Raw genomic sequence first — 13685 nt, 5'->3', positions numbered from 1 at the left:
TAGCGTTTTTACCTAAAAGTAGGTTTATGGCTTATTCATAGTATCCGCCATAATGTGTAAAAGAGGTAATACCTTTTTGGCATATAAATCATTTTTTTGTGCGATAAAGAATATGAGCTTCTAGCGAATGTTATCAACTTATCTTAGTGGCATAGTCTGCAGGTAAGGTATCGATATATCGAAAGGGGCCGCCTAAAAACGGTGGAAATCCGATGCCAAATATTGCGCCAATATCACCATCTCTAGCGCATTGGATAACTCTATCCGCTAAACATCGTTCTGCCTCATTAAGCATAGGGTATAGGCAACGCTCGACAATGATTTGTTCATCCATATCAACCTGCTTTTGAATGTTAAGCTCGGTATAAACTTCAGGGTCGATAGCGTTTTTATCTTTTCCTTGATAATCGTAAAAGCCTTTTTTTACCTTTTTTCCCAAACGATTGTTGCTAATTAATATTTCCTGAACGCCGCAGCTTTTCATTCTTTCGCCAAACGCTTTTTCTAATATGGGCTGTATTTTACTACCGATATCAATACCCACCTCGTCTAATAATTTGATAGGCCCTACGGGGAAGCCAAAGCGAGTGAGCGCGCGATCAATCTTATCAAACGCAACGCCTTCCATGCCTAGCTGCATAGCGGCATTAATATAAGGCACGAGAATACGGTTAACGTAAAACCCTGCACAATCATCAACAACAATGACGGTCTTGCCTTGTTGTCGGCCAAATTCAACGGCGGTTGCAATGGTTTGATCAGATGTGCCTTCGTGCTTAATAATTTCGAGTAATGGCATTTTTTCAACGGGAGAAAAGTAGTGCATGCCGATAACGTTTTCAGGTCGCTGTGCTTTCGCGGCAATATCTTTGATGGGGATTGATGAAGTGTTACTCGCAAAAATGGTATTAGGATTGTTGAGTGATTCAATCTCTGCCAGCATTTTTTGCTTGATGTTAATATCTTCAAACACTGCTTCAATGACGATGTCACAGTTTGAAAAACCGGAATAATCTAAAGTCGACGATAATCGGTTCTTTCGCTGCGTAGCCATTTCTCCGGTGACTATTTTGCGCTTCACGCGTTGTTTGTAGTAATCATTAATGTGGCGTTGAGCGCGTAGCATGCCATCATGACTAATATCTTTTATCCTGACCGTTGCCGCTGTTTTTTCAAGAGAAATAGTAGCGATGCCAGCACCCATTAACCCGCCACCTAAAATACCTAAGGCGTTAGTTTTTTTTGCGGGGGTGATTGTCTCGATAAATGTTGCTTTTTTGAGTTCGGTGGTTGAAAAATAAATATTGATTAACGCTTTGGCTTGAGGTGAGACTGTTAATTCACCAAATTTTTTCGCCTCGTAAGCTAAAGCTGTAGTGATAGGACGATGCAAACCATACCGAATGACATCAAGTATCGCCAATGGTGCAGGGTAATGCCCCTGTGTTTTTGTAAGCACTTTTTTACGTACCATATAGAGGATGAAATGGCTGATGCCGGGTAGCGATAATACACGTTGTGACCAAGGTAAAGGCTTTCGTTGGTAGTGGTTGTTGATTAGCTTAATGGCTGATTTTTTTGCCGCGCTGAGTAATATACTCGCTGGTACGACTTCATCAATCATTCCCAATCGTAACGCACGTTTTGTCGATAACTGTTTTCCGGTAAGCATCACATCAAGCGCATTGGGCAGGGCAATGAGCCGCGATAATTTAGTGGTGCCGGTTGCTCCGGGTAATAAACCCAACATTACTTCGGGCAAACCTATTTTGGTGGTTGGATTATCGTTTGCAATACGATAATGGCAGGCAAGAGATAGCTCGTAGCCTGCACCTAAGCAGAGATTATTGATCGCTGCTATATAAGGTTTTTGGCTATGGCTAATCGTTTGTAACAAACGGTGTGCTTGTTCGACAATGGCAGTTCCTTCTTTGGCTGTTTGTGCTTTTTGTAGCATGGAAATGTCTGCACCAGCGATAAAGCTATTATTTTTTCCGCTAGTAATAATCACTGCACGTATTTCGTCGTTGGCATCAATATCTTTAACCAGAACATCAAACTCTTCCATCACCTGCTGGTTCAGTACATTCATCGATTCATGCAGTACATCAATCGTTATCGTAAGAATGCCATCGTGATCTAATACGATCGAAAACGCCGGCTTTTTGTTTTTTGTGCTCATCGTATACTTACCGTGTTTGTTTTTTGTTGCTGCTGCTCATTCACTTGTCGTTATATTTTATCTGGCTTGTTACTCAGCTTCTAAAATCATAGCTGCACCAATACCTCCCGCTGCACAAGCCGTGGTTAATGCGGTTCCGCCTCCGCGGCGTTTTAACTCGTGCAGTGTTTGCGTAACGATTCGACCGCCAGTCGCCGCAAATGGATGGCCGTACGCAAGAGATCCGCCGAGAACATTAAATTTGCTCATGTCGATATCCCCTAAGGCTTTTTTACGCTGTAAATAATCGCTTGCGTATTGCTTAGAAGCAAATGCTTTTACATTGGCTAATGTCTGTGCCGCAAATGCCTCGTGCATATCAATAAGTGTGAGATCGTCGAGTGTCATTCGCGCTTTTTTAAGTACCTTAGACGAGGCTTGTGTTGGTCCCATTAATAAATCTTTTTCGACGGTGTTCGCCGTAAAGGCATAGTGCTTGATATAACCCAATGGCTCGTAACCCAATGCTTTTGCTACGGACTCTTTCATTAATAGCAAGGCACATGCGCCATCGGTGAGTGGCGTGCTATTGGCCGCAGTCACGCTTCCGTGCTTTCGATCAAAAGCGGGTTTGAGTGAGGATAATTTATCGAGTGTTGAATCGGCGCGAATATTCTCATCGCGTGTAAAGGCTTTATTATAGGGTTCCGTGTAAGCGGCGATCACTTCTGCAGTGAGCTTGTCTTCTTCCCAGGCGGCATTTGCTAGCTGGTGCGAACGTAAAGTAAATTCATCTTGTTCACGGCGACTAATGCCAAAGTCTTTGGCCATTTGCTCTGCACTATCTCCCATGCGTAATTGGGTGGTGTATTCTGCAATAGCCGGAGGTGTGGGGAGTAAATCGCTGAGACGTGTACCTTTAAACGCCTTAAGTTTTGCTCCCAAAGAGCGCGCTTTATTGGCTGCAACCAGCTTCATAGCGAAGCGATCGCTAAAACAAATCGGTACAACACTAGACGAATCAGCGCCACCGGCAATCCCTATTTTTATCGCATTAGTTTTAATTCCATCAACAACCGAAGCTACCGACTGAAAACTCGTTGCGCAAGCGCGCGATACGCTATAAGCATCACAAGTCACTGGTAGCGGTGTGCCAAGCACCACTTCCCTTGCAATATTAGGCGCTTTGGGTAAAGCGACGACTTGTCCGTAAATGAGTTGATCAACACTAGTCGTATCGATATTTGTGCGTGCGATTAATTCCTTAACCACCATTCGGCCCAAATCAATAGCGTTAATAGAACGGTAGAATGTTCCTTGGCGGGCGAAAGGGGTACGTAGCCCCGATACTACAGCGATGCGATCAGGCATGGTTCACTCCTTTTGAGTGTTGATATAGAAATGTTTTAATTATTATTAGTTTTTGAGAGTGTCTTACGACGACATACTCATTACTTTATGTATGGTTTATACGCTTTTAGCGACGATAATTTGCAGTTAATAGTCTATTCTTATACCGTAATATGTCTCTAGTATAGATTATAAATAAAAAAAGCGTCGTTAATACCAATTAACCTCTGCTAGGAGTGAATGAAATGACATTATTGTTCTTACTGGTTGCCATCGGCATTATTTTTTTCTGTGCCTATGCTCAGTACTCATTATTGGCCACTGGTTTATTACTATCGGCTCTGACCGTGCTTCAGTGGGTGACTACGGGCGCTAGTCTATTTGTTGTGGTACTTGCGGCGGTGTCTATTGTTTTTATCTTATTAGCCCAAAAATCGTTACGACAACAATTAATGAGTCGTCATATCTTTAATTGGTTTCGTAGTGTCTTGCCCGATATTTCCCAAACAGAACAAGAAGCCATTGATGCCGGTACCGTGTGGTGGGATGGTGAGTTATTTAGTGGTAAGCCTAACTGGAATAAATTGCTGTCACTCCCCAAGCCCAGCTTAACTGAAGAAGAGCAAGCCTTTCTTGACGGCCCAGTGGTTGAGCTATGCCGAATGATGGATAACTGGAATATCAATCACAACCTTGCGGTGATTCCTCCCGAAACCCTCAAATTTATTAAAGATAAAGGCTTTTTGGGAATGATCATTCCTAAGGAGTATGGGGGCTTAGGTTTTTCGGGTACCGCGCAATCAGAAGTGCTAAGCCGTATTTCAGTGACAGGCGGTTGTATTAGTATTTTTATTGGTGTGCCCAACTCTCTAGGCCCGGGCGAATTACTCATTAAATATGGTACCGAGGCACAAAAAGATCATTATTTACCGCGCCTTGCTAAAGGCGTTGATGTGCCCTGTTTCGCGCTCACGGGGCCACTTGCGGGCTCTGATGCAACATCACTACCTGACCAAGGAATCGTCTGCAAAGGCGAGTTTAACGGCGAAGAAGTGGTGGGTATCAAGCTCAACTTTGAAAAACGTTACATTACGCTTGCGCCTGTGGCCTCAGTGATTGGTTTAGCGTTTCAATTATCTGATCCTGAGCATCTTATTGGTGACAAAGATGACTACGGTATTACCTGTGCATTGATTCCTCGTAAAACCAAGGGCATTCGTATTGGGCGTCGCCATAAACCCATAGGTGATGCGTTTATTAATGGCCCTATCTTTGGTAAAGATGTATTTATCCCGCTGGATTATATTATTGGTGGTGTGGATATGGCGGGTATGGGCTGGACGATGCTCGTGAATTGTCTATCGGTTGGGCGCTGTATTACCTTGCCCAGTATTGGTAATGGTATGTCGAAGCAAATGCTAATGGGCACCTCAGCATACGCGGCTGTGCGTCAACAGTTTGGTTTACCGATTGCAAAATTTGAAGGTGTGCAAAAACCGTTGGCGAGAATCGCTGGTTACAGCTATATCGAAAATGCCGCCTGCGCCCACACGATTCAATCATTATCTTATGGTGAAAAACCTAGCGTTCCATCGGCTATTTTGAAATACCACGTGACCGAAATGGCGCGTCAATGTTTGGTCGACGCGATGGATATTCATGGCGGTAAGTCTATTATGACCGGCCCCAAAAACTATGTGGCCGACCCATATATGTCGATCCCAATTTTGATTACGGTCGAGGGCGCAAATATTATGACGCGTAACCTTATGATCTTCGGCCAAGGGGCGACACGCAGCCACCCCTACGTGTTAAAAGAAATGCAGTTGGCGAAGCAGCCTGTGAGTGACAGAACGGTAGCCGAGTTTGACGACACTTTTTTTGCTCATATAGGTTTTTCGATAGGCAATGCAGTGCGTTCATTTGTGTTGGGCATCGCGGGTAGTTTATTGAGTAAAAACCCTGGGCATGCACGTTTAGCAAAACATTATCGTGATCTTGATCGTCTCAGTGCTAACTTCGCGCTTATCGCCGATGTGTCTATGCTGTCGTTGCAATCCAGCTTAAAATTCAAAGAGATGTTGTCGGCTCGCTTGGGTGACTTACTTAGTCATTTGTATATGGCGAGCATGGTGTTAAAACACTACGAAAATGAAGGCTGCCCTGAAGATGAATACCCTTTGGTGAATTGGAGTTTGGCGCATTTAACGAATGAGTATCAAGTGGCGGTTGATGAAATTTTACAGAACTATCCTAACCGCTTTGTCGCACTTAAATTGCGCTGGTTAATATTCCCACTGGGCAAGCCTTTTTCAGCGCCTAAAGATACTTTAGATACTCAGGTGGCAGAATTATTTACACGCAATACGCCATTGCGTCAGCGCTATCTGGCAGAGGTGTTTTCTGAAAATTCAACAATTAATCCAGCTGGTCAAGTTAATCATGTGTTTTTAGAAAATGCGCGTTTACAACCGATCGTTAAGAAAATTTTTGCTGCGATTAAAGCGAAAAAAATATCTAAAGCAATCGGTAGTCAGCAAATTAGTTTAGCGAAAGAAGCTGGAGTGATTACTGCCGCAGAAGCGAAGGAGCTAATGGCCTACGATAAGCAGCTTATGGATGTTATTCACGTTGATCACTTTTTAGAAAAAGAACTTGTGCGTACAGCGCCTGTAGCTAAAAAAGCAGCGGCGAAGAAAACAGCATCTCAAAGAAAAGTCGCGCCTAAGAAAAAGGCAGAGACTAAACCGTCGGTGTCTAAAGAGAGTTGATTAAAAGCGGTAGTGTAGTTGTGCAGCAAGGGTGTGAATATTGACATCATTGTACTCACCAATTAACCGACCAATTGATGTGTTGTTACGAGTAATATCTTGGTTAACTGGCGCATTATCAAAGGCGATATACCGGTAGGCGATGTCGAGTTGTAAGCGCTCGTTGAGTTGGTAGCTGGCACCCATGCTATACCACTGTCGATCGGAATCGACAGTGCGCACAGTTCTGGTCTCATCAGGAATTGGCGTTTCATCAAACGCGATACCTGTGCGCAGGGTCCATCGGGGGCTGAGTATGTAATCCGCACCTAACGAAAAAGTACTCGAATCATTCCAGCGCGTCACCAGTAATGAATTCTGACTGGCAACACCATCGGGAAATAGAACATTCAACTCCTGAAATCGGCTCCACCGAGTCCAACGATATCCCAAAGATAGCGTCCATTGTTCCGATAGTGGCTTGGTATACCCAAGGTATACGCTATCTGGTGCGGTAAATTTTGCGGTTGCATCAAAGCGGCCGTCATCAGCTGCTGATAGGTTGGCAAACGTCGCTGCCCCTTTAATGTCGTGGTCCACTTTAGAGCGGTAGCTAAGCCCCAGTCGTGAGTTATCAGCTAGTGTGAGCATGATCCCGGCATTATACCCCCATGCGGCACTGTCGCCTTCGATAGTAAGCGTAGAATCATCTGCCGCTGGGCTAACCGCACCACTGAGCGTCGCATCTAAGGTCTGGTAACTCACTCCAAAACCTATCAATAAAGAATCGCTGATTGCGTACGCAAGCGATGGGTTGAGATTGATGGTGGTGATTTTGGTGGTAAGCCCACTAAAACGACCAATAAAGTTATCATCGTAGTCGGTATAAGTGGCAAAGGGTGAGTTCAGCGCTAAACCGAATTGCCACTGGTGATTAATCGGCATAATAAAATATGCGTTGGGGGTAATGGTGTTTTGTCCGCCATCATTATCAATGCCAGTATTAGCTCCCGTGCTTGCGATGTCGGTAAATTCACTGGTGGGGCGAATAAAGGCTAGCCCTAACTGTACTTGTTGACCTGTTAATATTGCCATACCTGCAGGGTTAAAAAAGGCTGCCGAGGCGTCATCACCCATGCTGCCATAGCCGGCGTGAGAGCGGCCGAGTGATGTGACGCTGTGGTCGGATAGTTGAAAACCACCGGCTTGAACCGCTGTGTTTATACCTAAGGTTAATGCAAGAGTTAAGTATCCATAAGCGATCAAAGAGCATTGAATAAGCCGGTTTTTAACGTTGTTAGCAGTAGAAGCTTCTTTAATCATAAGGATGTCAATTTGTGCTTTTTATATCCTTATAGTGATCGGTCAACCGGTGTGTTTACAAGTGTTAATGTTGTGGCGGTAATTGCTCTACCAATGTTGCAATATTAATTGCGGTTTCATTATTGTGGGTAATATCGGCATAGCGTTGATACAAGGGAAGTCTTTCGTCATAGATGTCATTAAACGTTTGCCCTTCAGAGCAGGCGATGCCACGAGGCCCTTGCCCGCTAATACGCTTCTCAAGTTCTTTTACACTAACGTCTAGAAAAATAACTGTGCCCATTTTCTTTAAATGCTGCATAGCTGTATCGCTGTAAACGGCACTGCCACCGGTAGAGATCAGTACATTATCAGCATGTAAGCCAAGTATGACTTGTTCTTCGATAGAGCGCAGTACAACATGTCCGTCGTTATCTTGAATATCTTGTAGTTGTCGCCCTTCCTGTGTTTGAATCAGGATGTCGGTGTCGATAAAATCTAGGCCTAGTGTTTTTGCGAGCTGTACACCAACGGTGCTTTTCCCTGATCCAGGCATTCCGATAAGAATTATATTCATGTTACATTTGGCTACTTTTATTACTGTTGAAAGGTGTGACTTTTGTTGAAGCTATATCTGTCGAGAGTATTTTTCTCGAGTGTTAAGAGTCTTTAAATATGGCGCGAATGATAGCTTTATGGACGTTTGCCTGCAAACTTTATAGTGAACCATCAGTTAAAAGTGCTTGTTTAGCGCTACAAGACCAGTACGGCGTTAATGTACCGCTACTATTAACGGCTTGCTGGGTGTCTAAACACAATATCGTGCTAAGCCCTGAAGTTGCTGAGCATTTATATAGCCGTGCCGCACAATGGGAGTCGGGATGTATTGAACCGTTAAGACGGCTACGGCGGGATATGAAAATGGTGCATACAAACAATCTCGACGATGGCAGTGGCAATAGCCATGAGTGTAGCCAGTGGTCTCATGTGCGTGAGCAAGTCAAAAATGTTGAACTTGCCGCTGAGAAGGCATTGTTGGGTGCGTTAGAGCAGGTAGTTATGGCAAGTTGTTCGGTGGGGGCTAGCGTTAACGTCGCCACTCAATCTGTTGTGATGAATATTCATCATTGTATCCCCCATCTTTTGACGGCTGATTCTAGCCGCTCGTCATCGACTGCTGTTGTCGTTTCATCGTTAGCAACGATCATTCATGCAGTAAACCCTCTGATACAGTATGATGACGTCTTCGCCCAAGTTGAACGTCATTGGGTATGATTACATCGATCACATCCTCAGACTGCTTATGTTAGAAAAACATCGCTTAACGTACCTTGATGCGCTTGGTATCGAAAACTATATGCCGCGCTATGTGTTGCCAAATGCGCAACCATCGCAACTGTTATCTGATGATGCATTACGAGAGCCTGCGGCCTTTTCGACCGCCGATGTCGATGATTTATCGCCCTCTGCTCCGGCGTTGCTGCCAGATGAACCTTCAGCTCAGTTACCAAAGCCTATAGCACCCGTCGCTGATGAACTTATGCAGTCATTAGGCATTAAACCGGCAAGCGATGAACCGAAAAAAGCAAGCTTGCAACCAGAAGCGCTAGCTCGTAGTGACACTGCTGCAGTTGCCGATATTTCAGCTCAACCTCAATCGATCGTTAAGGAACCCGTGAGTGTTGATACCGCAGTATCAGCGGTTGCTCAAGGCGTGCGCTTCTCACTAAATGTGTGGCGTATTCGCGATGAACTTATTGTGATCGATTCTCGACAGCCCGCCTCTGCGTTACCCACGGATAAGTTACTGCAAAATATCTTGCGTAGTATTGGTTACCCTTTAGTGCAATTACCAAAAAGCGAACTATTACGTTGGCCGTTATTTAGCCAGCAAGCGACGCGTAAAAAAATGGCAGGTATTGTAGAGCAAACAAGTGAGGTTGATGAGGCAAGAGCAATGGTGCAAGCATACGTGTCAGCGCAGTATTCGAAGGCGCCCGTAAAAGCATTGCTGTTGTTAGGGCAGCATGCAGCGCAGTTTGCTCTTGCGCCAAAAAATACACCAGCCAGCAATGACAGTGGTGAGTTATCCGCTATCGACTTTTACGAGGCTCATAAAGGCTCGGTGGTATCATCCACGTGGGAGCATCATAATAGTCATGTCATTGTTGCTCCCAGTTTAGTTGATATGCTAAATGACCCCATGCAGAAACGCATCATGTGGCAGGCCTTACAGGTGTTGTTAACGCCATCGACACCATCGTGATTAGCTTGATTAATACACGTAACCAATCGTGTTATTGTGTACGTTCGATGCAAGAATCAGATCTTGACGCAGTGTTAGCGATAGAAATGATTGCTCAACATCACCCATGGTCTTCTCAAAGTTTTTTATCCAGTATTGGCTCCAATCATGATTGTTACCTGCTGACATCAGCCACGTGTAGCAAGACGATAGTGGCGTATGCGATTACGTCTACGGTCGTTGATGAAGCAGAACTACTGAATATTACGGTTAACCCCGCGTATCAACGACAAGGTATTGGCCTTTTATTATTGGATTACATTAGTGATTCTTTTGAAGCAACAATTAGCACTTTATTTTTAGAAGTTCGTCGCTCTAACTCACCGGCTATTGCACTATATGATGCGTCGGGCTTTAACGAAGTAGGCGTGCGTGCTAATTATTACCCTAGTAATAACGGCGATAATTACTCAAGAGAAGACGCATTAATTATGGCGAAAGCATTGTCGCTGTAGCGTTCTGACCTACACGAATAAACCATTTTTCTTTTTATATTTTATTACGCCCCGGAGGCCTTTTTGTTCACCCTTATCCCGTTAAGCGCACGCTATATGATATTGAGCGCTCTAGGTTTCGCCTTGATGGGGGTGTTTGTTAAATTGTCTTATGCTCAGGGAATACCAGTATTACAAATTGTTGCGGCTCGCGCATTGATATCCGCCCTGATCAGCTATGTTGATGTGCGGCGAAAAAAACTCTCAGTGTGGGGCACACGTAAAGCCCTGTTGTTTGCTCGTGGTGCGGTGGGTGCTATTGCACTGATCTTTGTTTATACCGCGCTCACACATTTGCCGTTTGCAGAAGCAACAGTATTACAATATTTGCATCCTATGTTTACCGCATTACTCGCCGTTTTTTTTCTACAAGAAAAAGTATATAAAAATACGTTGGCGTGTATTGCATGTAGCTTTTTGGGTTTGTTAATGATTGTACAGCCAGACTTTTTGTTGGCATTTTTTGAATCCGCTTATGTGACTTCTCATTATCCACTCTGGGCGATTGCGGCTGCAATTGCAGGTGCATTAGGGAGTGCGATTGCCTACGTATTGGTAAGAAAATTAAATGCGACTGAAGATAGCTCGGTCATTATTTTTTATTTTCCCATCATTGCCTTGCCGTTGTCTTTGATCTTGTTGGGAGATGAAATTGTGATGCCGCAAGGCTGGACATGGCTATTTCTATTACTGGTTGGTGTGACTACACAGATGGGTCAAATTGGTCTGACTAAAGCGATGAAGACAGAGGGTGCTGGCAAGGCGACCAGCTTTTCTTATCTTCAGGTTGTCTTTGCGATGGTGCTAGGTATTGTCATATTTAGCGAAATTCCAACACTGTGGACAGTAATCGGCGCCGTACTTATTTTAGTGGGCGCTATGGTGAATATGCTTCCAAGTAAGCATCGTCAATAAGAAACTGTAAATAAGAGCAGCTGCAAATAAGAGTGCAGTTAATATCATGTAAGGGGTTTTAATGGATAACAACGAAATACTACGTCGCTTGCGCTTTATTCTTTCTGCGGAAGATACCGCGTTGATTCAATGTTTTCAAACCGGTGGCTGCCAGTTATCACCAGCACATATTCAACCGTTTTTAGCGGCACAAAGTGACGATGAATATACGGTATGCGAAGACGCACATTTTATTCAATTTCTAGAAGGATTGATCATCGAGCGCCGTGGGCCTTCGCCGAAGCCGGTTTCGCCTCCTGCATCTATTGATAATAACGGTATTCTTAAAAAAATACGTATCGCATTAACATTAGAAGCCCGAGATTTAGATAATATTTTTATGCTTGCAGATTGTGAGATGTCTAGTCACGAAATATCTGCTCTATATCGTAAACCCTCGAATAAGCATTTTGTTCCGTGTGATGATGGCTTGTTAGAAAAGTTTTTTAATGGCTTAAGTGTTTATATGCGAACGTGACTTTTATCGTCAAAAATGGCGGTTTATGATGTTTTTTGCAGTATTTAGCGTCACTTCTGTCGATTACTTTGACTGTTTGTCGTCATTTTTGTAGACTTGATTCATTATTTTGATTTTTATCGTCATTTCTGGCGATTTAAGGTCGCTTCATGGTATAAGGAGCTTTTATGTTTGAATCCTATGATACGGATGCAATGGTTCTCCAATCGATTGGTCGGCGTATTGCGGATAATCGATTAGATGCAAATATGACACAAGCCCGTTTAGCTGAAGAAGCGGGTGTGTCTAAGCGCACCATTGAGCGTCTTGAGTCTGGCGAGTCGATACAACTGGCTAATTTGATTCGGGTGTTACGTGTGCAGGGTAAGCTCCCTTTACTTGAGGAGGTGTTTCCTGAGCCGGCTATAAGTCCATTGCAGCAACTTAAAATACAATCGGCTACAAAGAAAGTGCGCAAGCGTGCTTATCCATCGACCCGTTACCCACCAATTACCGCTAATCCCGCTAACAGCGAATCTACGACGAGAGAGATCAATGAACCACGACCAGACCAGCAATGGCAGTGGGGTGATGAATGAATACCGTGGCCGAAGTGGTGTTATGGGGAACCTCCATTGGTGCAATATCTTGGGATGATGCGCTCGGTTACGGTGCTTTTGAATACGACAAAGCATTTTTAACGAGTGGCATTCAAGTATCTCCCATCATGATGCCTTTATCCGACACCGTGTATCGCTTTCCTCAGCTAGACAAAACGGCGTTCTATGGTTTACCCGGTTTATTATCTGATTTATTACCCGACAAGTTTGGTCATGCACTGATTGATGCGTGGTTGGCGACGCAAGGTCGGCGTGCGGCCTCTTTTAACCCAGTTGAGCGCCTGTGTTATATCGGCTCGCGGGGTATGGGTGCGGTTGAAGTCAAACCAAGCATGGGCCCATCGACTGATCCATCGAGAGCTTTAGCGGTCGATCAGTTAGTGGATTTAGCGTCGACTATATTGTCAGAACGACAGCAGTTTTCTACTGCCTTTCGAGGAGATCAAGACTCGGCTGGATTACAAGATATTTTTCGTGTCGGCACATCTGCCGGTGGCGCACGAGCCAAAGCGATTATTGCGTGGAATGAAAAAACCAACGATGTACGTTCAGGCCAAATAGAAGCAGATACCGATTACTCTTATTGGCTGTTAAAGTTTGATGGGGTCAGCAATAATCGCGATAAAGAATTGAACGATCCTAAAGGCTTTGGCGCTATTGAATATGCTTATTATCTAATGGCAACGGCAGCGGGCATTGAAATGAGTCAGTGCCGGTTGTTTGAAGAAGGTGGCCGACAACATTTTATGACGCAGCGATTTGATCGTGTTAATCATAATGGCCGTTATCAAAAGCGGCACATGCAAACATTGGCTGCACTTTGCCATTACGACTTTAATCAAGCGGGCGCATATAGCTACGAGCAAGCATTCGCCACCATCCGCCAGCTTGGTTTACCGATGCAAAGTCTTGAGCAACAATTTCGCCGTATGGTGTTTAATATAGTGGCGAGAAACCAAGACGATCACGTAAAAAATATTGCCTTCTTAATGGATAAGCGTGGTCAATGGTCATTATCGCCTGCCTACGATATTACTTATAGTTACAATCCCGATGGCCTATGGACAAACCAGCACCAAATGACACTCAATGGTAAGCGCGATGGCTTTGTTCAGCAGGATTTTGATGATTGTGCCGCAACGATTGCTCTGGCGCGAGGGCGGGCAAAGGCCATCGTTGAAGAGATTATTGATGTGGTGAGTGCGTGGAAAATATTTGCTGGAAAAGCAGGTGTCGATATGCAGTGGCAAAATGAAATATCAAAACACCACCGCTTATCGTTTATGTGTTAA

At 44.3% G+C, this 13685-nt stretch carries 12 protein-coding genes; 8 read left to right on the top strand and 4 right to left on the bottom strand.

From position 1 onward, the window contains the following. Positions 1-133 precede the first annotated feature (133 nt). Both fadJ and fadI read right to left on the bottom strand, forming a co-directional pair. Positions 134-2182, bottom strand: a complete 2049-nt coding sequence (gene fadJ, locus ACZ5O6_RS08705) for a fatty acid oxidation complex subunit alpha FadJ (RefSeq protein ID WP_447092592.1) — start codon at positions 2180-2182, stop codon at positions 134-136. A gap of 69 nt (positions 2183-2251) precedes the next feature. Then, positions 2252-3532, bottom strand: a complete 1281-nt coding sequence (gene fadI, locus ACZ5O6_RS08700; protein ID WP_447092591.1) for an acetyl-CoA C-acyltransferase FadI — start codon at positions 3530-3532, stop codon at positions 2252-2254. Positions 3533-3756: 224 nt separating this feature from the next. On the opposite strand from fadI, the gene ACZ5O6_RS08695 reads away from it, so the two are divergent. Further along, the gene (locus tag ACZ5O6_RS08695; RefSeq protein ID WP_447092590.1) at positions 3757-6282 is read left to right on the top strand and encodes an acyl-CoA dehydrogenase; all 2526 of its coding nucleotides are present in this window, start codon (positions 3757-3759) and stop codon (positions 6280-6282) included. Here the strand turns inward: ACZ5O6_RS08695 and ACZ5O6_RS08690 are convergent, their stop codons facing one another. Together ACZ5O6_RS08690 and ACZ5O6_RS08685 are read right to left on the bottom strand one after the other, a co-directional pair. Further along, positions 6283-7584 (bottom strand): OmpP1/FadL family transporter, encoded by a 1302-nt coding sequence (locus ACZ5O6_RS08690; protein ID WP_447092589.1) that lies wholly within the window; start codon positions 7582-7584, stop codon positions 6283-6285. A 64-nt stretch (positions 7585-7648) separates the two neighbouring features. Next, complete coding sequence (locus ACZ5O6_RS08685) at positions 7649-8140, bottom strand: shikimate kinase (protein WP_447092588.1); 492 nt, start codon at positions 8138-8140, stop codon at positions 7649-7651. 98 nt (positions 8141-8238) lie between these two features. Here ACZ5O6_RS08685 and ACZ5O6_RS08680 point away from each other — a divergent pair, with 98 nt between their 5' ends. From ACZ5O6_RS08680 to ACZ5O6_RS08650, 7 genes are all read left to right on the top strand, one after another. Then, a complete protein-coding gene (locus ACZ5O6_RS08680) occupies positions 8239-8838 on the top strand; it encodes a TIGR02444 family protein (RefSeq protein WP_447092587.1) in 600 nt (199 codons plus the stop codon). Between the two features lie 28 nt (positions 8839-8866). Then, positions 8867-9829 (top strand): hypothetical protein, encoded by a 963-nt coding sequence (locus tag ACZ5O6_RS08675; RefSeq protein ID WP_447092586.1) that lies wholly within the window; start codon positions 8867-8869, stop codon positions 9827-9829. After that, positions 9784-10323 (top strand): ribosomal protein S18-alanine N-acetyltransferase, encoded by a 540-nt coding sequence (gene rimI, locus ACZ5O6_RS08670; RefSeq protein ID WP_447092585.1) that lies wholly within the window; start codon positions 9784-9786, stop codon positions 10321-10323. The genes ACZ5O6_RS08675 and rimI overlap by 46 nt, the downstream gene beginning before the upstream one ends. Positions 10324-10386: 63 nt before the next feature. Next, a complete protein-coding gene (locus tag ACZ5O6_RS08665) occupies positions 10387-11277 on the top strand; it encodes a DMT family transporter (protein ID WP_447092584.1) in 891 nt (296 codons plus the stop codon). A gap of 61 nt (positions 11278-11338) precedes the next feature. Then, on the top strand, positions 11339-11794 hold the full coding sequence (locus tag ACZ5O6_RS08660; RefSeq protein WP_447092583.1) for a YehS family protein: 456 nt from the start codon (positions 11339-11341) through the stop codon (positions 11792-11794). Between the two features lie 167 nt (positions 11795-11961). Then, positions 11962-12372, top strand: a complete 411-nt coding sequence (locus ACZ5O6_RS08655) for a helix-turn-helix transcriptional regulator (RefSeq protein ID WP_447092582.1) — start codon at positions 11962-11964, stop codon at positions 12370-12372. Further along, positions 12369-13685: a type II toxin-antitoxin system HipA family toxin gene (locus ACZ5O6_RS08650; RefSeq protein WP_447092581.1), complete on the top strand. Its 1317-nt coding sequence runs from the start codon at positions 12369-12371 to the stop codon at positions 13683-13685. The genes ACZ5O6_RS08655 and ACZ5O6_RS08650 overlap by 4 nt, the downstream gene beginning before the upstream one ends.

The organism is Eionea flava (assembly GCF_055393785.1).
The sequence above is the reverse complement of the archived record's forward strand: the minus strand, read 5'-3'. Positions and strand labels throughout refer to the sequence as shown.